At 39.2% G+C, this 19,921-nt stretch carries 17 protein-coding genes; all 17 read left to right on the top strand.

The genetic code is table 11. The features are described 5' to 3' along the window. Positions 1–463 precede the first annotated feature (463 nt). The 17 genes from DW904_RS05060 (at position 464) to DW904_RS04980 (ending at position 19,802) form a co-directional block, all read left to right on the top strand. Positions 464–2,047 carry an ASKHA domain-containing protein gene (locus DW904_RS05060; RefSeq protein WP_243110305.1) on the top strand — a complete coding sequence of 528 codons (1,584 nt, stop codon included), beginning with the start codon at positions 464–466 and terminating at the stop codon, positions 2,045–2,047. Between the two features lie 108 nt (positions 2,048–2,155). Then, the gene (locus DW904_RS05055; RefSeq protein WP_118578354.1) at positions 2,156–2,698 is read left to right on the top strand and encodes a Uma2 family endonuclease; all 543 of its coding nucleotides are present in this window, start codon (positions 2,156–2,158) and stop codon (positions 2,696–2,698) included. A gap of 154 nt (positions 2,699–2,852) precedes the next feature. Then, positions 2,853–3,233: a diacylglycerol kinase family protein gene (locus DW904_RS05050; protein WP_118578353.1), complete on the top strand. Its 381-nt coding sequence runs from the start codon at positions 2,853–2,855 to the stop codon at positions 3,231–3,233. A gap of 77 nt (positions 3,234–3,310) precedes the next feature. After that, positions 3,311–3,700 carry a hypothetical protein gene (locus DW904_RS05045; RefSeq protein ID WP_118578352.1) on the top strand — a complete coding sequence of 130 codons (390 nt, stop codon included), beginning with the start codon at positions 3,311–3,313 and terminating at the stop codon, positions 3,698–3,700. Between the two features lie 156 nt (positions 3,701–3,856). Next, entirely contained in the window at positions 3,857–5,557 is a 1,701-nt protein-coding gene (locus tag DW904_RS05040) for an AarF/UbiB family protein (protein ID WP_243110304.1), read from the top strand. A 385-nt stretch (positions 5,558–5,942) separates the two neighbouring features. Then, positions 5,943–7,394, top strand: a complete 1,452-nt coding sequence (locus tag DW904_RS05035; RefSeq protein WP_118578351.1) for a sugar transferase — start codon at positions 5,943–5,945, stop codon at positions 7,392–7,394. Positions 7,395–7,461: 67 nt separating this feature from the next. Next, complete coding sequence (locus DW904_RS23625; protein ID WP_347562024.1) at positions 7,462–8,661, top strand: L-fucokinase; 1,200 nt, start codon at positions 7,462–7,464, stop codon at positions 8,659–8,661. Continuing rightward, positions 8,640–10,529 (top strand): L-fucokinase, encoded by a 1,890-nt coding sequence (locus DW904_RS24990; RefSeq protein ID WP_347562026.1) that lies wholly within the window; start codon positions 8,640–8,642, stop codon positions 10,527–10,529. The genes DW904_RS23625 and DW904_RS24990 overlap by 22 nt, the downstream gene beginning before the upstream one ends. 702 nt (positions 10,530–11,231) lie before the next feature. Beyond that, a complete protein-coding gene (locus DW904_RS05025; protein ID WP_118578350.1) occupies positions 11,232–11,999 on the top strand; it encodes a WecB/TagA/CpsF family glycosyltransferase in 768 nt (255 codons plus the stop codon). Positions 12,000–12,009: 10 nt separating this feature from the next. Next, positions 12,010–13,188 carry a glycosyltransferase family 4 protein gene (locus DW904_RS05020; RefSeq protein WP_202187670.1) on the top strand — a complete coding sequence of 393 codons (1,179 nt, stop codon included), beginning with the start codon at positions 12,010–12,012 and terminating at the stop codon, positions 13,186–13,188. Between the two features lie 13 nt (positions 13,189–13,201). Continuing rightward, a complete protein-coding gene (locus DW904_RS05015; RefSeq protein WP_202187669.1) occupies positions 13,202–13,984 on the top strand; it encodes a glycosyltransferase family 2 protein in 783 nt (260 codons plus the stop codon). 9 nt (positions 13,985–13,993) lie between these two features. Beyond that, positions 13,994–14,578 (top strand): acyltransferase, encoded by a 585-nt coding sequence (locus DW904_RS05010; RefSeq protein ID WP_118578347.1) that lies wholly within the window; start codon positions 13,994–13,996, stop codon positions 14,576–14,578. Between the two features lie 3 nt (positions 14,579–14,581). After that, complete coding sequence (locus DW904_RS05005) at positions 14,582–15,259, top strand: CatB-related O-acetyltransferase (protein ID WP_118578346.1); 678 nt, start codon at positions 14,582–14,584, stop codon at positions 15,257–15,259. Further along, positions 15,252–16,457, top strand: a complete 1,206-nt coding sequence (locus tag DW904_RS05000; protein ID WP_118578345.1) for an O-antigen ligase family protein — start codon at positions 15,252–15,254, stop codon at positions 16,455–16,457. The genes DW904_RS05005 and DW904_RS05000 overlap by 8 nt, the downstream gene beginning before the upstream one ends. Positions 16,458–16,483: 26 nt before the next feature. After that, entirely contained in the window at positions 16,484–17,311 is an 828-nt protein-coding gene (locus DW904_RS04995) for a glycosyltransferase family 2 protein (protein WP_118578344.1), read from the top strand. 258 nt (positions 17,312–17,569) lie between these two features. After that, positions 17,570–18,787, top strand: coding sequence for an oligosaccharide flippase family protein (locus DW904_RS24470; RefSeq protein WP_118578342.1), 1,218 nt, complete (start codon positions 17,570–17,572; stop codon positions 18,785–18,787). Positions 18,788–18,821: 34 nt separating this feature from the next. Next, a complete protein-coding gene (locus tag DW904_RS04980; RefSeq protein WP_118578341.1) occupies positions 18,822–19,802 on the top strand; it encodes a polysaccharide pyruvyl transferase family protein in 981 nt (326 codons plus the stop codon). Positions 19,803–19,921: the final 119 nt, after the last annotated feature.

Genomic DNA, 19,921 nt, shown 5'->3' with positions numbered 1-19,921 from the left:
AACTCGGACGGGTGAGAGCACGTCCCCCAGCTGCTCAGGAAAATATAGTTACTGTTCACTCCGTGACCAGTAACCGCTTCGCGATGCACAGAAATCATGCATTCGCATGATTTCGCGCCGAAATTCTCGGGTTTTCTGTGAACTTTGTTCACAAAAAACACCTCGCGAAATGTTACTAGCGAACAGTAACAAATTATATTAAATTTAAAAACTTAATTGACAATATAGTATAGAATAGATATAATATACTCACCAGAACAGTTGGAAGGTAGATGCTCTCTACCTGATCCTGTTATATTGGGTGTTGACTATTGAGATAGCCGTTCCGCAACTTTCCGAGGGTTAGGACGGCTATTTCTTATGTATGGCAAATTCTAGAATAGAAACAAGTAAAATACCTGCGGTTAAAATAACCATAAATTCTTCATAGGTTGAAAAATGAGTAAAAATAAGGAGCTGAAAAATGATGAACGGACTCAGCCAAAAACGATATCTCGAACTCCCCCTCCCAACCGAAGACGATCCCCGCTCAGATCAGCAACGAATCCTGGATAGCCTGGCGGCAGCAGGTGTGGAAGAGCGAGTTCATATACCTGTCCACATTTTGCGGGAGTTATACCCCTTGCTTGACAATGCAAAGTGGAAAATAACGGTTTCCCTTGCCTGGAATGGGGATAACTGGGAAATGGTGGAGATTGAGGAAGGAGATACCACCGCGCAGCATTACGGGCTGGCAGTAGATCTGGGAAGCACTACAGTGGTGGCGAAACTTCTGGACTGCAACAGTGGAGAGATTTTGAAGGAAGTCAGCTGCTTCAATAAGCAGATCCAGTGGGGGACAGATATTCTGTCCAGGATTTTTTACTGCAAAGATAATAAAGAAAAGCTGGAAGAAGTGCGGAGGGCTACGGTGGAATCCATTTGTGAATGCATGGATAAGTTGGATGCAAGCCACTCCGCGCTCTCCATGGTAATCGCGGGCAACACCACCATGATTCACTTCCTTCTTGGAATGGATGCCTTCTGCGTCTTCTACACCCCACACGCAGTTCATGCCGACTGCCCCGGCTTTCAATTGGCGCGCGATCTGGACATTCCGCTGAAGGGCTACGTTTATTGTTACCCTGCCAAGTCAAACTATCTTGGTGGCGATATTATCAGCGGCATGATTGACACTGAATTATACAAGAAAAACGAGATCAGTGTTTTCTTCGATATCGGAACCAACGGCGAGCTGGTGATCGGAAATAAAGAATTCCTTCTCTGCGGCGCAGGCGCAGCAGGTCCGGCACTGGAGGGCGGTGTGGTGCGCACCGGAATGCGGGCGGAGGCTGGAGCTGTAGATGAAGTGAAGATAAGAGATGGAAATATTTATGTGCATGTGATTGGAAGCCATAAGGAAGACTCAGGAAGCCATGAGAAAAATTCAGGTAATCATGAGGAGAATTCATCGGGGGAAGAACCTCGGGGAATCTGCGGTTCCGGCATCATAGATCTGATCGCAGAGCTTTTTCTGGAAGGCTGGATTGACATCCGCGGCAAGCTTTCCCCGGAAAAAAGCCCTCTTATCCAGGAGAGTGACAACCAGCTCTGTGTGGAATATGCCCCAGGGCTGTACTTCTACCAGAAGGACATTGACGAATTCATACGCACCAAATCCGCCGCTCATACCATGGTGGAAATTATGCTCCGTGAATCCGGTCTTGAGCTGAACCAGGCAGACCGCTTCTACGTGGCAGGAGCATTTGGCAAACACGTATCCAAAGAATCCGCCATCACCATCGGCATGTATCCCGATATGGATCGCGACCACATTATCAACGCTGGAAACGCCTCACTGGAAGGAGCCCAGAAGCTGCTTCTGAACCGGAGCCTTCTCACTGACATCGACCAGATCCTGGAAGAAATGGTTTATATTCAGTTCGCCGAAGTGGAAGATTTCCTAGAATTAATGGTAGCGGCACAGGCATTACCACATACAGATTATAAGCGGTATCCTACGGTTATGGAGAAACTAAAAGAACGGCAGAAAGATATAAAGTTATAAACTGCTTTTTGATTTATATCAATGAAAATTCATTTTCAAATGGTTGATTTGAAGAAGTTCTTTCGATATACTTAGAAGTAATAGAAATCATCGAAAAGGACTGATTACATGCCATTACTCGAAGAAAAAGTTTATACAATAGATGATATATATGCGCTTCCAGAAGGGGAGAGAGCGGAGCTTATTGATGGACATATATACTATACGGCACCACCTAACAGAACACACCAGAAAATATCCATGGAACTGTCAGCCAGAATTCTTGAGTACATCCGTTCCCATAAGGGGAAATGCGAAGTCTATGCTGCTCCATTTGCAGTATATCTGGATGACACGACTGGTACTTATGTAGAGCCAGACATTTCAGTGATTTGCGACCCGGATAAACTGGATGATCAAGGCTGCAATGGTGCACCAGACTGGATTATTGAGATTGTTTCTCCTGCAAGTAAACGAATGGACTATTATACGAAGCTTTTTAAATACAGAACAGCAGGTGTAAGAGAATACTGGATCATAGATGCGGCTAAGAATCAGATATTTGTATATAATTTTGAAAAAGGAGATACGGAACAATATACACTGCAGGATTCGGTAAAAGCAGAAATTTATGAGAACCTGGTGATTGATTTTAGTAAACTGGATATTTAGAAAATGTATGTAAGGGCAGGCCTGTTTTGCAGTTTGCCCTTTTTGCAATTCGTACAGCAATAATGAGAAAAATGTAAAAATTATCTAAATTTATAGTAATTTCTCACAAAATATGCTATACTACTCCCAAACCAACAGACAGGAAGTGTACGAAATGACAGCACCCAAGAAACCACCAATTACGAAAAGTTTCGGATACGCATTTGAAGGAATTTTCACCTGCATCCTCAAGGAACGGAATATGAAGATCCACTGCGTGATGGCAGTCCTTGTGGTGATTGCGGGCATGATCCTGAAGCTTTCCCCAGTGGAATGGTGCATTTGTCTGGGGCTATTCGGACTGGTGATGGCACTGGAGCTGGTGAATACAGCTGTGGAAGCAGTGGTGGATCTGGTGACCAGCGAGTACAAGCCTCTGGCGAAAATCGCCAAAGATACAGCAGCAGGCGCAGTACTGATCGCAGCCATCATGGCAGCAATCGCCGGAATGATCATTTTCGTACCCAAAGGACTGGCATTTCTTGGACTTTTATGAGAAGTCCGATCTACTGAAAACGAAAATCCCACAGGGAGTTGGCAGATACAGCTGTAAATAAGAAAGGAGCACACACTATGGAACTTGGAGAAGGCATCAAAAAAATATTACTTGCAGGAATCGGCACTGCAGCAGTGACCGCAGAGAAATCCAAAGAAGTTCTGGATGAACTGGTAAAGAAAGGTGAGCTCACTGTAGAACAGGGCAAGGTTCTCAATCAGGAGCTGAAGCACAATATCAAAGAGAGCGTGAAGAAGAACGTAAACGTAACCCTGAAGCCGTCCAACCCGGATGAGCTGAAGGAGGTCCTTGGCAAAATGACTCCGGATCAGCTGGCTGCCCTGAAAGAGCAGATCAGCAAGATGCAGGCAAAAGACGTAGACGCAGAGGAGACTGCCGAAGAAGAGGAAGAGACAGAAGAAGCCGAGGAAGCCAAAGAAGAATACGAGGACGACCCTCAGGAATAAGCAATAACATTTTCCGAAAAAGAAATAGTATTGCCTTGTTTAAGAAGTGCAGCAGGAAATCCTGAATGGCATTGCAGAACAAAATAAAGAAATTTATGAAGGCAGGATGAGGAGAAAGAGTACCCGAATCCTGTCTTTTCAGTGAGGGGAACAGACATGGGAGTGACAAAGAATGACAGTACGATGAAGTCAGAGGCAGACCAGGCACAAAGAAAGAATCTGGAAGTGGAAATCCAACAGGATAAAAATGAGAAAAACAGCACAGCTGGTAAGAAGTCAAATGGCAAAGACACCGGCACGTATAAAGAAAGGCTAAAAGAAATTACAGCCGTTCTCCACAAGCATGCCATCACCCGAGGCGTCTCCCCGGAGAAGCTCCGCCTCATTCTCACAGATCTCGGCCCCACCTTCATCAAGCTGGGACAGATCATGTCCATGCGCTCCGACATTTTGCCTAAGCGCTACTGCGACGAGCTGATGAAGCTTTGCTCTGATGTAGATCCCATGCCATTTGCAGAAGTTGAAGAAGTCCTCCGGGAAGCATTTGGCTGTCCCTGGCAGGAAGAATTTCAGGAAATCCAGGAGAAGCCCCTTGGCTCAGCCTCTATCGCCCAGGTACACCGCGCCGTCCTGAAAACCGGCGAAGAAGTTGTGATAAAGGTTCAGCGAAAGGGCATCTACGAGATCATGGCCCGGGATATCGGCCTGATGAAAAAGGCGGTGAAGCTCCTTCCCCCTGTAAGCATCAAGGAAGCGGTAGACCTGAATCTTGTGCTGGAAGAGCTGTGGCGCGTCACCCAGGAAGAGATGAATTTCCTGACGGAAGCAGCCAACATGGAAGAATTTTCCAGGAAAAATAAAAATGTGGCATTTGTAAAAACGCCCATTCTTTACAGGGAATACACCACAGCCAGTGTCCTTGTTATGGAATACATCGACGGTATTCCCATCGACCATAAGGAAGAGCTTCTCGCAGGCGGCTATGACCTTGATGAGATCGGCAGCAAATTTGTGGATAATTTTATCAAGCAGGTTATGGACGACGGCTTTTTCCACGCAGACCCCCATCCTGGAAATGTGATGATCCAGGGCGGCAAAATCGTGTGGATCGATATGGGAATGATGGGGCGCTTAAATGATCGTGACCGGGAGCTGATCGGTCAGGCTATCGAGGGTGTGGCACTGAATGACATTGGAAAAATTCAGGATGCAGTGCTGGCACTTGGAGAATTCAAGGGGAAACCCAATCAGAGCCGTCTTTACACAGACATCCGCGACCTTATGGCGAAATACGGCACCGCAGATTTTGGCGAAATCGATATCGTAGAAATCCTTACAGATCTGATGGACGTAATGAAGGAGAACAAGATCGTCATGCCCCATGGTCTTACCATGCTTGCAAGAGGACTGACTCATATGGAAGGGGTACTGGCAGATATCAGCCCGGAGATCAATATGGTGCAGATTGCAGCAGCCCGCTTGAAGGGAAACCTTCTGGAGGCGGGAAACTGGAAGAAGCAGATGAAGGGCACCGGGAAAAAGCTGTATCGCTCCATGCTCCGCGCCGTGGATATCCCTGCGTTGGCGGCAGATTTCCTGCAGGGCTGCATGAAGGGCCAGACCAAGATTAATCTGGATCTTCACGCCTCCGATGACCTGGCGTGGCTGATGCGCCGCCTAATCCGGAACATCGTGCTTGGTCTTTGGGTCATGGCACTTCTGATCAGCTCCAGTATTATCTGCACCACAGACATGACTCCGAAGATAATGGGAATTCCGGCTTTTGGAGTGCTGGGGTACTTTGGGGCGCTGGTGATTCTCATGTACCTGTTTATCAAACATTTTATGAAAAAGTAGTGGAAAAAACCAGTAGGAAAATCGGGTTAAGTGGATAAAATTACCAAACTTTGTCGGAAAGGCCAGAAAGAAACCTGGGGGGGGGGGTTGACACTAATAGGGCAGGGTGGTATTTTATTAAGAAGACTGGAATGGTGAAATTTGTCGAAATTGGAAAATAAATAATACCGCTGACGTATAAACGGTGGTTACAGATCAGGAGTGATGTGACCTAAATATGCCTGAGAAAAAGCATAACCGGGAAGCGTTGGCGGGAAAATATAAATTTAGATAAGTTATAAATAGAATAGATTTCACCATTGCATTTTAGAGAATGGAAGGATTCTGTCAACTGTATTTACCTAAGCTGAACGGAAGAAAAGTACTTGGGAGGGAAAAGGAAAATATGTATCGGAAGGACTCAGAGGGCTGGTTAAAACATGTGGATTTTATTGTTCTGGATATGATCTGTCTGCAGCTGGCATTTATTTTGGCATATGCATTCCGCGGGTACGGATTCAATGTGTATGGAGATATTTTGTATCGAAATATGGCAATATTCCTTGGATTTGCCGACCTGGTGGTGATCTTCACCTCCGGCACCATGAAAAGCGTTCTGAAAAGAGGTCACTATAAGGAATTTGTCACCACCTTGAAAAATGCTGTGGCAGTAGGTGCTCTTGCAATCGCTTACCTGTTCATAATCCAGGAAGGCCAGAGCTTTTCCAGAATGATCCTGATCACCACAATTGTGATCTACCTGGTCCTCACCTATGCCATAAGAGAAATCTGGAAAAATTCCCTACATAAAAAAATGGAAAACGGCGGCGACAAGAAGCTGCTGATCATCACTTCCAAAGCAGTAGCAGAGAACGTAGTGCACAGCATGCAGGAAAACAATTATGCCAGATATTCCCTTGCCGGAGTGGTTGTGATCGATGAGGATTGTACCGGTGAGAAAATCTGTGGCGTCCCTGTAGTTGCATGCGAAAGTGACGTGCCTATGTACGTCTGCCAGGAGTGGATTGACGAGGTGCTGATCGTCATCGCTGAAGATCTGCCATACCCGGACGGGCTTATCGACAAGCTCACCGAAACCGGCGTAACCGTTCATCTGAATCTTGCAAAAATCACCAACCAGACTGGCAAAAGACAGTTTGTGGAAAAGGTTGGAAGCTACACAGTTCTGACCACAAGTCTGAACTATGCATCCTTCGGGCAGCTTTTCCTGAAGCGCCTGATGGACATCTGCGGCGGACTGGTTGGCTGTATTTTCACAGGAATCATTACCATCTTTGTTGGTCCCGCCATCTACCTGGCATCCCCAGGCCCGATTTTCTTCTCCCAGGAACGTGTGGGAAAGAACGGAAAGAAATTCAAAATGTACAAATTCCGCAGCATGTACATGGATGCAGAAGCGCGGAAAGTCGAGCTTATGAAAGAGAACAAACTGGGCGATGGGAAAATGTTCAAGATGGACTTCGACCCCAGAGTTATTGGAAATAAGGTGTTGCCGGATGGGACGCATAAGACCGGGGTGGGCGACTTTATTAGAAGGACGAGTCTGGATGAGTTCCCGCAGTTTTTTAATGTGCTTAAGGGGGATATGTCCATTGTAGGGACGAGACCGCCGTTGATTTCGGAGACGAATTTGTATGAACCGAGACATAAGGTAAGACTGGCAATTAAGCCGGGGATAACAGGGATGTGGCAGGTTAGTGGCAGGAGTGATATTACGGACTTTGAGGAAGTTGTGAGGTTGGATAAAGAGTATATAGAGAATTGGAATATTGGGCTGGATATTAAGATACTTTTGAAGACGGTGATGGTTGTGGTTAAGAAAGATGGATCTATGTAATTTTATATTGCTTCTTATACATAATAAAGGAAAGGAAATCTGGTTACCGGATAATTGATAGAAAGTTATGATAATTGATCAATACAAAAAGATGAAAAATCTGTTTTTAAGACAAAGCTATATAGATGCCTGGGAAGATTATCAGCGATCCATTCGAAAAAGAAGCTTTGCACAATGGGATTATATAGTATTGACTGCATCAAATGAGGAACAGGCCAATGCTTTTCAAAGTCAGATTACATATCGACAAAATAAAAATGTACTTCCATGTAAAACAAAGTATCTCGTATTACCAGATCCAGATGGAAAAAGAGTTGGATCTGGAGGCGCTACTTTGCAGGTGCTGCGAAAACTAGCAGAGCAGGAAGATATTGCAGGAGATTTCCATAATAAGCGAATCCTTGTAATTCATTCTGGCGGCGATAGTAAACGTGTTCCGCAATATTCTGTATGTGGAAAGCTTTTTTCTCCTGTACCACGTGAACTTCCTGATGGAAGAGCGTCAACTTTATTTGATGAGTTTCTTATAGGCATGGCAGGGGTACCATCGCGCTTTCGTGAAGGAATGCTGGTACTTTCAGGTGATGTCCTTCTTTTGTTTAATCCATTACAGATCGATGCACAGTTTCATGGTGCCGCAGCAATCTCCATGAAATCTCCGGTAGATGTGGGAAAAGATCATGGCGTATTCCTGAATAATGGAAAAGACTATGTAAAAAAATTCCTTCATAAACAATCCATTGAAACTCTGGAAAAATTAGGGGCTGTAAATACCCATGGAAATGTAGACCTGGATACAGGCGCAGTTTTGTTTGATGTAAACCTGATGAATGCTCTATTATCACTGGTTCAGACAGATGGCAAAATCGATGCAGAAAAATACGCCCGTTTTGTCAATGAAAAATCACGAATCAGTTTATATGGAGATTTTCTTTATCCATTAGCTGAAGATTCTACACTGGAGCAGTACTACAAAGAGCAGCCAGAAGGAACCTTCTGTGAAGAACTAACTGAATGTCGTACCAGAATATGGGAAGCATTGCATTCATTCGGAATGAAGCTGATTTGCCTTTCTCCTGCTGAATTTATTCATTTTGGAACAACCAGGGAGCTTCTGGCTCTTTTAACAGATGAGATTGCAGATTATGAGTATCTGGATTGGAAGCCAATGGTATTTACCAATTATAAATCTGAGAAAAAAGTACAGGCAGCAGTACATAATGCTCTTATTGAGGAACCGTACAACTGGTTGATAAATGCTATGTAGAAAACAGCTGGCTGAGAGGAAATACCGTTTTAGAGAAAGAATGTGTAATTTCACAGCTGGAGCTTAAAGATGTAACGGTTCCATCCATGGTGTTGCATGGAGTTGTGTTAAAAAGAGATAACGGCGAGAAGAGATATATTGTAAGAGCATATGGAATTAAAGATAATCCGAAGAAAACACTGGAAGAAAGAGGCAGCTTCCTTGCCGGAGATTTACAGAGCTTTATAAATTTAAATAATTTAAAGACAAAAGATATCTGGGAAAGTGAAAATCACTCTTTGTGGAAGGCGAAGCTTTATCCGGTTATAGATAGCCAGGAAAAAGCTGTTTCTTGGGCATTGCTTCTTCATAGAATGAGTTCTGAAAAAGCCGACGAAGTGAAGGTTGCAGAATGGAAGGCTCTGAAACGTTATTCTCTGGAAGAATCCTTCCAGATGGCAGATGCTTCTGTATTGGTTCCATGGGAAGAAAAACTGGAAAACCGGATCCTTATTGAGCGCTTCCTGAATCGTTTACGTGCCGGAGAACATTATGTAGATTCTCTGAAAACATTTGGCATTACAGAATTGGATGAAAAACAGTTTGACATGCTTATGGAAATGGCAGAAAAAGAATTGCCATTTGAAGAGAAAATCCGTGTTTTATACAGTATTTCCCATTCCATGAAGTTTATGAAAAAGAATTTTCACGGAATCAGCTACGATCAGGTAGAGCAGAAATGCTTTGCCACAATCCAGCAGGAAATATTTAAAGCAAGTAATGTAAATCAGGTAAAGAAATATAAGATTGCAGAAAATCAGGTAAAAGTAAGTCTTCCGGTTCGTGTGAACTGGGGCGGTGGCTGGACGGATACTCCGCCATATTGTAATGAAAAAGGCGGTGTTGTATTAAATGCTGCAATTTTGCTGAATGGACAGGAACCAATCGAAGTGGAATTAAGAAAGCTGCCGGAAAAACACATTGAATTTGCAAGTCTCGATCTGGATGCCCATGGTGTTGTAACAACTGCAGCAGAAATTCAGGATTGCCATAATCCATATGATTCTTTTGCACTTCATAAAGCAGCACTGATTGCGTGTGGAATTATCCCTATGGAAGGTGAAGCTGATCTGGAAAAAATCCTGGATGAGATGGGCGGTGGCTTCTACATGTCCACTCGTGTAAAAGGAGTTCCAAAAGGCTCCGGACTTGGCACAAGCAGTATCCTCTCAGGAGCCTGTGTTCGTGCTTTGGGAAAATTCCTGGGAACAAACTGGAGTGATTCTGACGTATATGAACTGGTATTGAATCTGGAACAGATTATGAGTACTGGTGGCGGCTGGCAGGACCAGGTTGGAGGACTTACCGGCGGTATCAAATATATCACCTCAAGACCTGGTATGAAGCAGAAGCTGAAAGTGGAATATCTGGATTTAGATGAGGCTACAAAGACGGAACTTCAGGAAAGATTTGCACTTATTTACACCGGACAGCGCCGTCTGGCAAGAAATCTGCTTCGGGATGTAGTTGGAAACTATATTGGCGGAAAAGAAGAATCAAAAGAAGCGTTGGAAGAGATGAAGCATCTGGCTGTCATGATGCGATATGAACTGGAACAAGGAGATGTAAATGCTTTTGCCAAACTTTTGAATGAACATTGGGAAGTGTCCAAGAAGTTGGATGCTGGTTCAACCAATACTTGCATTGATCAGATATTTGCAAGCTGTGAGGATTTGATTGATGGGAAATTTATTTCTGGTGCCGGTGGGGGCGGATTCTTGCAGGTGATTTTGAAAAAAGGTGTTAGCAAGGAAATGCTAAGAGCACGATTGTTGGATGTTTACCAGGACTCTGGAGTGGATGTCTGGGATGCGGAGTTTGTATGGTAATAGAAATAAAGGGAAATATAGCACATCGAATGTCTACCTCAAACTTTCAGTGGCGGCATGATGGTCTACGGTGGCATATAAAACTCATGCAAAATACCCCTGTTGCGAGCCTGTTTTATTGCAGAGCAAGTGGCGGACATGATACCTTCATTTTTCCGAAGAATTAGAGGTGGAGGTTGAAAGTATTGAAAAGCCCAAAATCTATTTTTCTGGAAAAGTTTATTGCAGACGAGAGATGGACATGATAACTGCATTTTTCCGGGGAATTAGAGGTAGAAGAGAGTAGATGATTGTTCATGTTGCAATAAAGAAACAGTATGAACTTGTACAGTTTTAACAAAGTAAACTGGTGCGAAGGTTGTGACAATAAGGGTCAGCACTTTGAAAAATAGAGAAGCGCGACTGCGAGTTATGACAATAAGACGCAACACTTTGTTGGTGAGCTGGTATGAAGGTGTCTACCATAAAGTTTCAGTTGAGGAAAAATAAGTGAGTAGCCCGTGACAGGTCTACGCAAAAGATTCAGTGGTGGTCGGAAAAGTGGACTGCAATATGGCTGCGGAAGATGACCACTGTGAGAAAAATGATAACTACAGTGCGATAGCTCATCCGGCATGGATGATAAACACACTGTTTTAAATAGATTGCTTGGCTCAATATGAGCCTTCCATATAAGTAGAAAAAGAGGAAAAGGTGCGAGAAATGGAGTATAAGAGAAAGGTTGATAAAGAACTCATTCCAACTTGCAATATTATGGGCGTTAATATTGCGGCGATTAACATGGAGTGGTTGGTAGACTATCTCGAAAAAAATATTTCGGAAATAAAAGGAGACTACATATGCGTCTCAAATGTACATACAACTGTAACCAGTTTTGAAGATGCGGCTTACTGTGCGATTCAAAATGGCGGATTAATGGCAATTCCAGATGGCGGTCCTCTTTCTACTGTTGGTCAGAAACGCGGTCATAAGAATATGGAGCGCACAACAGGCCCAAGCTTAATGGGGGAGATTTTTGAGATCTCTGCAAAGAAAGGGTATCGCCATTATTTTTATGGCAGCAAAGAAGAAACATTGGAGCTGTTGTATCAAAAACTCATAAGCAGTTATCCGGGAATTCAAATTGCTGGAATGTACAGTCCTCCGTTTAGACCGATGACGGAAGAGGAAGATAAGGCAATTATAGAGAGAATTAATGAAACTAAACCAGACTTTGTCTGGGTTGGGCTTGGAGCTCCAAAACAGGAAAAGTGGATGGCAGCACATCAGGGAAAAATTGATGGACTGATGCTAGGTGTTGGAGCTGGATTTGACTATTATGCAGAGAATATTAAGCGTGCTCCGGTGTGGATGCAGAAACATAATCTGGAGTGGGTGTATCGTTTAGTGCAAGATCCCAAGAGGTTGTTTAAGAGATATTGGAGCACTAATACGAAGTTTATTTGGAATGCAATGATAAAAGGAAAGTGAGGTAATGACTGTGGACAATGCAAAAAAACAGAATATTTTGATTGTACATAATTATTACCAGATTCCAGGTGGAGAAGATACAGTTGTTGCCAATGAAAAGAAAATGCTTGAGAAGCATGGCCATAAAGTAATCTTATACAGCCGTAATAATGCAGAATTGAAGCAAATGTCAAAACTTCAGAAAGTTTTTCTTCCAATTACAACAGTGTTTAATCCAAGAACATACCGAGACATCAAGAAGTTGATAAGAGATGAGAAGATAGAAATCGTTCATGTTCATAACACACTTAATCTGGTGAGTCCAGCGGTCTATTATGCGGCAAGACGCATGAAGGTTCCAGTGGTTCAGACGATACATAATTTTCGGCTACTCTGTCCCGGTGCGACTTTTTATAGAGATGGGCATATTTGTGAAGATTGCGTAGAGTATGGTTTGAAATGCGCAGTAAAACACCGTTGCTATCGAGGAAGTAAAATTCAGACATTGGCATGTGTACTTAGTACTGCATTCCATCGAATGACAGGAATTTACGGAAAAATCAATTATATTTGCTTGACTGATTTTAATAAGCAAAAACTGTTGGAATTAAAGCAAATTAAACCGGAAAGGGTATTTGTAAAGCCTAATTTCGTTGAATGTAAAAATGACTATGTTCCAGAAAAGGATAGAAAAGATCAATTTGTTTTTGCAGGAAGATTAGATAAGCTAAAAGGAATTGACTTACTTTTTGAAGCCTGGAAACGTATGGGAGAAGAAGCCCCAAAGTTAATTGTTTGTGGTACCGGTCCAATGGAAGATTGGTGTAAGTCGTTCATTAGAGAAAACGATGTGAACATTGAAATGCGTGGATTTGTGCCAAATAATGTGGCTCTAAAAATAATAGCAAACAGCAAAGCACTTGTATTGCCTACTCAGTGGTATGAAGGATTTCCGATGAGCATTGTGGAAGCGTTTAGTGTTGGAACACCTGTCATTTGTTCTGATTTGGGAAATGCTGGAAGTGTTGTTGAAGAGGGAATAACAGGTTATAAATTTCAATTTGACTCTATAGAAGATATGATTACTTGCGTAATGAAATGCAATAGTATATGTGAAAGTACAGCATCTAAATATTATGAAAAATACACAGAAAAAAGAAACTATGCAATGCTTATTGATGTCTATGAAAGCCTAAAGAATGAAATATGAGGAGAAATATAATATGAAATTGTCAATAGTTACTGTTTGCTATAATGCTGAACAGTGTATAGATAGAACTATAAAATCAGTTTTAAATCAGACATGTCCAGTATATGAATACATTATTATTGATGGAGGGTCAAAAGACAAAACGTACAATCGAGTTTGTAGTTACGAGAAATCTTTTGCAGAAAAGGGAATACTATTTAAGCACATTTCAGAAAGAGACAAAGGGATTAGTGATGCGTTTAATAAAGGAATAAAAATGGCATCTGGAACATTAATTGGGTTGATTAATGCAGATGATGAATTGCTTCCGGAAACATCGGAGATATTGAAAAATGAATGTAAAAAAATAGATGTGGATATATACTATGGAAATTGCTATTGGGTTGATAGCGAAAGAAATTTAGAGTATGTGTCTAAACCTAAACATGATTTAAGTAAACTGTTGTATAACATGGTTTTGATTCATCCATCTACATTTGTAAAGAAAAAAGCTTATGAGGAATGTGGTTTGTTTGATGTGACTTATAAATACTGCATGGATAAAGAATTACTTTATAGAATGTATAAAGCAGGGAAAAAGTTTGATTATATTGACCAATGTTTGACAAAATTTAAAGCTGGAGGAGTAAGTGATACACATTCTAAGGCTGTATTTAAAGAAGGAAGCAGAATGGCGTTATCTTATGGAGAACCCCAAATAAAAGTAAAAAGTATAGAGATTATAAAAACAGTTAGAAATCAAATGGTCAATATGATTAAGGGAACGAGAGTGTATCGAGTTTTGAAAGGAATATGATTTAATAATATGGGACTAAAGAGAACAATTATAGCAATTAAATGGTTTCCAAGTCATGTCATCAATCTTTTGACGCTGAGATTGAGAAAAATTAATTGTGGAAAAGGGCTATCCACACATGGGACATTATTTGTTAGAGGAACAGGTACAATCTCTATAGGCGAAAATGTATCAATCACTTCTTGCAGAGAAACTAATCCGATTGGTGGTGACGTGAAAACTATTTTATTTGCAAAAAATAATGCAACTATAACAATTGGGGATAATACCGGAATATCAAATAGTGCTCTTGTTGCGGTAGATTCGATTGCAATAGGAAATAATGTTTTGATAGGAGGAAATTGCAAAATTTATGATAATGATTTTCATTCTTTGGATTTTAATGAGAGAATGGGAACTGTAGATTTAGGAGTAAAACATGCCCCTGTTGTAATAAAAGATGGTGCATTCATCGGTGCTCACACCATAGTTCTTAAAGGAGTTACAATTGGTGAAAGAAGCATTGTGGGAGCGGGATCTGTTGTTGCTAGATCTATTCCAGATTATGAAATATGGGCGGGGAATCCTGCTAAATTTATAAAAAAGGTTGAGTAGAATATGAGTGCAATTCGAGAAAGTATTGAAAGTACTATAAAAAAAATAAAATTAAAAAAAAGAAAATGTAGGTTTGCACGATGCTCAAAAGTATCTTTTGACTGCAAATTTGAAGGAAATAATTTTATAGACAGATATGCAAAAATAGTATCATCGAGTTTGGGGTATGCAACTTATGTTGGACATAATAGCAGCATAGAAGGTTGCAATGTAGGAAGATATACGTGTATTGGGCCAAATGTGCGAATTATTCACGGAAATCATCCGGTTCATGAATTTGTATCGATACATCCGGCTTTTTTTTCTTTGCAGAAACAAGCTGGTTTTACATATGTGGAAAAACAAAAATACTGTGAAGAATCTTATGTTGATCCAGATAATCAGTATTATGTGAAGATTGAAAATGATGTTTGGATTTGTGATGGTGCCTCAATTCTTGCAGGTGTGACAATTGGAAATGGAGCAGTTGTTGCCGCGAATGCTTTAGTTACGAAAGATGTACCTCCATATGCGATTGTAGCAGGTGTTCCGGCAAAGATAATTGGAAAAAGATTTGAAGAAGACCAAATTAATTGTTTACTGTCAATCAAATGGTGGGAGAGAGATAAGAAATGGTTAAAAAATAACTGTGATTTATTTGCAGATATTTCTACAATGATGAAGGAGTTAAAAAATGAGTAAGAAAGCGATACAAAAATATCTGTTATATGGTGAACTGGTTTGCGTATTGCTTATGTCTTGCTTTTTTGCATATAGAATTTTAACATTTTCAAATAGCGAACCTATGGGATACTTATTAGCGAGACTTATTTGCTTTGTATTTGCGCTATTAATTATTCTTCAAAATATCAAGAGTAAGGTAACAATATGGGGTCCTACATTTTTGGCAGTATCTTATGTGCTGATAGTGACATTTAATATTCTTATTGTTACCCAAACTTCTATAAATGATTTTACAGATGCTGCTTTATGGCCTCTTCTATTTCTTACTGCTTATGAGGTCACGGCTCAAAATTGTATTTCAGAGGTATCTCTTTTTAGAATTCTAAAGATAACAAAAATTGTATGTTTGGGATATTCATTTGTTTTGGTCATTGAACATATTTTGGGGATAATTCCAGGAACGAGTGAAATGTTTCCAACATATGTGCTTTTAGCACTGGTCCCATTTTCATTATATGAAATGGATATGGAGCATGGCATTAAGTTTAATGTAATTTATTTAATATGTACATTTCTTATCATGCTAATGACAAGTAAGCGGAGTTGTATCCTTGTTTTAGCTGTCGGAATAATGGGGTATTTCCTTGTAAAAGCTAAAGTTCAAGGAAGAAATGTTAAAGCTATAGTTAATAGAATGGCAAAATATATTCTTGCAATTTTTGTAATTTTTTTGGCAATGTATTTTGTGACAAAGCTAATGAAATTGGATATAGTTGAAAGATTAAATGAAATGTTGAATGGTGATACAAATGGGCGCAGCGCAATTTGGGAAAATGTTTTGGAGGCATTTAATGCATCGACATTGAGCGAAAAATTGATAGGACATGGTTATCATGCGTTTAGATTTTATAAATACCGTGGTTATATGTACATTTTAAATGGAAATCTAGCACATAATGATTATCTTAATACTCTATATGATTATGGAATTATTGGTGTAACTGTTTATGTATCTTTTTTACTTAGTATGATAAAAGAATTATTGCTTCTAATAAAAAAGAAAAGCGAAATAGCACCAGCATTTACTTTTTCAATTGTACTATTAGGATTTTTGACTTTTGTTAGCTATTTTGGAATAGAATCAAGAATTATTAATTATGTTGCAATTTTTTGGGGATATACGCTTGCAATAAAACGTTTTAATATAGAAAATTAATATCCAGGAAGTGAGGAAGTGGGTTTATGGAAGGGATTTCAATAATAATTCCTAACTATAATAAAGAGAAATATATAGAAAAATGCGTAAATAGTGTGCTAGAGCAAAGCTATATGCCAAAAGAAATAATAATAGTAGATGATTGTTCAACGGACAATTCAAGAAGAATTATTGAAAAATTGGCAAAGGAAAATGAAACTATAAAGCTCATATATCCAAAAACAAATGGTGGAGTTTCAAAGGCAAGAAATTTAGGACTACAGAACGCAAGTTATGATTATGTGACATTCATTGACTCAGATGATTTTTATATCAATGTGGATAAATTAAAAAATGAAATGAAACAGCTTGAATTATTGGAGGAAAAAGGTTATCAGGGACTTGCTTATTCTACTACTGTTTTGGTAGATGAGGATGGAAAGGTAATTCCGTGTAGAACTAACAGAAGACGGAGAAAAAATGAATTTATGAAAGGAAATAGAGTATTAAAAACACTTATTTCTTTATCTAAACAAAAAAGAGTACCTAGAGATTATTGTATTAGAAAAGAAACCGTTCTTAAAGTTGGAGCTTATAATTATCCTCGCAATTTTTATGAAGATTTGGATTTGTTGATGAGATTAGCAAGAATTGGAGTCTTTTTTCAGCCGACATATGAAACGGGGACTGCTTATCGACAACTACACAATGGCCTTTCGGGGAAAAAAGCTACTGATCATAGTAAGGAGATTAGAATTATTTGTGATCAGTATATGAAAAATTTGAAATTGATTGATAGGGTTATAGCAATTTTTGAACGGTATAAAACTGAGTTGAAGAAAAAAATAGTTGACATTATAAGGGAAATCGCATGAAGAATCGGAGAAATAAATGAAAACTAATTTAAAAAAAATAAGCCAGTTGTATACCAATATGACATTGCCAGTAAAGGCGTCTATGTGGTATTTAGCATGTAGTGTGCTACAAAAAGCCATAGGCTTTCTAACTACTCCAATTTTTACGAGAGTTATGGGAACAAGCGATTTTGGAGTTGTTTCAATGTACAATTCATGGGAGGCCATTCTTACTGTCCTTTGCACACTTTATTTATATAATGGCGTATATAATAACGCATGATTGAGTACAAGAGTGATAAAGACGGATTTACATCTTCTATGCAGACATTAACTACAATACTTTCTTTGATTGTATTTAGTGTATTATTTGTATTCTATAGACAATTGGCAGATGTAATTGGCTTGTCAAAACCAATTATGCTTTTGATGATGATAGACATTGTTTTTTCAGCAGGTATGTCATTTTGGTCAATAAGAAATAGATATGAATATAAATATAAGAGTGTGGCCGTTTTTACAATATTGTCTTCGCTGTTAATGCCAGCTTTAAGTGTAATACTTGTATTAAATTCGGCAGAACATAAGGCAGAAGCAAGAATCCTAGGTACAGTTATTACGCATGTTATTGTATATGGCATTGTTTACTTTTTGAATTTAACCAGAGGAAAGAAAGCTGTTGATTTAAAATACTGGAAATATGGTATAAAGTTTAATCTGCCTTTAATACCGCATTATTTATCTAGCACAATAATGACACAATCGGATCGAGTTCTTATAAATACTCTTTGTGGATCTTCAGCAGCTGGAATCTATAGTATATCTACAAATGTAACAAGCATTATGAATATAGTAACAGTAAGTATCAACCAAGCGGTGACTCCATGGATTTATGAGATGCTGGAAGCAAAAAAAATGAAGGAAATTGGGAAGAATGTCTACAAGATAGTTTCATTAGTAGGAGTAGGATTTGTATTAACATCATTTATTGTTCCAGAAGTTATTGGTGTTTTGGCACCTTCTGAATACAAATCAGCAATTTGGGCGACACCACCGTTGCTGATCGGTATGTTTATGTATTTTATTTATTGTAATTTTGGAAATGTTGAAATTTATTTTCATAAGCAGAATGCAATGTTGTTTTCATCTGTGACAGTTGCAGTAATAAACATTATTCTTGATTATATTTTGATTCAAAAATACGGTTATATAGCAGCAAGTTATGCAACAATGGTTTCTTACTATATTTATGCAGGACTGCATTATATGTTTATGAGCAGAGTATGCAAAGAGAAGAAAGTAGAAAACCCGTTTAATGCATCTGTAATAATCGTGATGACAATTGTTTTCTCAGTATTAATTATGTGCCCAGCTCTTTTCTATCGAGTTGTATTATTGCGATACAGCATTCTGGCAGTTCTCTGTATAATTTGTTTGTTGTGGGCAATAAAAAATAGGGATTTTATTTTGCAGTTGATCAGTAAAAAACGTGTATAAGTATTACATTCATTATTAAAGAGTAGGAGGGTGTATGAAGAAAGTTGGAATTATCACGTTGACCAAAAATGCTAATTATGGAAATGTGCTTCAAAATATAGCTATGCAAAAAATTGTTAATGAACTTGGATTTGAGGCAGAAACCATTTTGAATCTTACAAATTCACCACTATTTAATAAAAAAAATTTTTCATTTACAAATTTGGTGAAATGGATACTGAATTATAACGGTTACAGAGAAAATGAAAAGCGAAATGAAAATTTTCGGAAATGTTGTTCGAAAAATTTGCAATATAGCAATGTAACATATAATAATGGAAGATTCAGCAAAGAACCGACGGGATATGAATATTTCATTACGGGAAGCGACCAGGTGTGGAATCCAACTTTTGGATTTGCAACAGAGTTTGAACTTTTGGGCTTTGTGCCGAAAAATAGAAAAATTTCGTATGCTGCAAGTTTTGGAGTTGATAATCTTGATATGCTGTCTGAGTCTAGAAAGGACGATATAAGGCATTACTTAGCAGAATTTTCTTCGATTTCAGTGAGAGAGGATAGTGGAGAAAGAATAGTTAGAAATCTCTGTTCGACTCCAGTCGAAACGCATGTAGATCCTACATTATTATTAAAAAGGCAAGAGTGGGAAATTTTGGCCATTAAGCCTAAATTTAATTTAAAGAAGCCGTATATTCTGGTTTATATGTTAGGAGAAATAAGTGCTGAATATCAAACGGCTATAAAAAAATTAGCAAAGCAAAATAATGCAGAGATTATAAATGCCTTAAAGGGAAAATGTAAATTTATTAATCCTTTAGAGTTTATATGGTTAATAAATAACGCTACCTATGTTTGCACAGATTCGTTTCATGCTTCTGTTTTTTCGATTATATTTCATACGAAGTTGTATATTTTTAACAGAAGGGATCAGCATGCAAACCAAAATTCACGCTTTACTTCACTACTGAGACAATGTGGAATACAAAAAGATAAAGTAATTTATAAAAAAAAATCTTGAAGATAGCAGCATTGATTGGGAATGTGTTGATAAATACATAGAAAAAGAAAGAGAACGTTCATTTGAATATCTAAAAAAAGCACTATCTAAAGAAAAAGTAGTTGTTAATCAAATAGAAA

This window comes from Ruminococcus sp. AM42-11, from assembly GCF_003480145.1.
Lineage (GTDB): Bacteria > Bacillota > Clostridia > Lachnospirales > Lachnospiraceae > Blautia_A > Blautia_A faecis.
This window is presented reverse-complemented; position numbering and strand designations above follow the sequence as displayed.

What these genes read in the sequence shown, in the direction of transcription:
- DW904_RS05060 (WP_243110305.1), top strand. Translation starts at nt 464, where the DNA reads ATGATGAACGGACTCAGCCAAAAACGATATCTCGAACTCCCCCTCCCA.
- DW904_RS05055 (WP_118578354.1), top strand. Translation starts at nt 2,156, where the DNA reads ATGCCATTACTCGAAGAAAAAGTTTATACAATAGATGATATATATGCG.
- DW904_RS05050 (WP_118578353.1), top strand. Translation starts at nt 2,853, where the DNA reads ATGACAGCACCCAAGAAACCACCAATTACGAAAAGTTTCGGATACGCA.
- DW904_RS05045 (WP_118578352.1), top strand. Translation starts at nt 3,311, where the DNA reads ATGGAACTTGGAGAAGGCATCAAAAAAATATTACTTGCAGGAATCGGC.
- DW904_RS05040 (WP_243110304.1), top strand. Translation starts at nt 3,857, where the DNA reads ATGGGAGTGACAAAGAATGACAGTACGATGAAGTCAGAGGCAGACCAG.
- DW904_RS05035 (WP_118578351.1), top strand. Translation starts at nt 5,943, where the DNA reads ATGTATCGGAAGGACTCAGAGGGCTGGTTAAAACATGTGGATTTTATT.
- DW904_RS23625 (WP_347562024.1), top strand. Translation starts at nt 7,462, where the DNA reads ATGATAATTGATCAATACAAAAAGATGAAAAATCTGTTTTTAAGACAA.
- DW904_RS05025 (WP_118578350.1), top strand. Translation starts at nt 11,232, where the DNA reads ATGGAGTATAAGAGAAAGGTTGATAAAGAACTCATTCCAACTTGCAAT.
- DW904_RS05015 (WP_202187669.1), top strand. Translation starts at nt 13,202, where the DNA reads ATGAAATTGTCAATAGTTACTGTTTGCTATAATGCTGAACAGTGTATA.
- DW904_RS05010 (WP_118578347.1), top strand. Translation starts at nt 13,994, where the DNA reads ATGGGACTAAAGAGAACAATTATAGCAATTAAATGGTTTCCAAGTCAT.
- DW904_RS05005 (WP_118578346.1), top strand. Translation starts at nt 14,582, where the DNA reads ATGAGTGCAATTCGAGAAAGTATTGAAAGTACTATAAAAAAAATAAAA.
- DW904_RS05000 (WP_118578345.1), top strand. Translation starts at nt 15,252, where the DNA reads ATGAGTAAGAAAGCGATACAAAAATATCTGTTATATGGTGAACTGGTT.
- DW904_RS04995 (WP_118578344.1), top strand. Translation starts at nt 16,484, where the DNA reads ATGGAAGGGATTTCAATAATAATTCCTAACTATAATAAAGAGAAATAT.
- DW904_RS24470 (WP_118578342.1), top strand. Translation starts at nt 17,570, where the DNA reads ATGATTGAGTACAAGAGTGATAAAGACGGATTTACATCTTCTATGCAG.
- DW904_RS04980 (WP_118578341.1), top strand. Translation starts at nt 18,822, where the DNA reads ATGAAGAAAGTTGGAATTATCACGTTGACCAAAAATGCTAATTATGGA.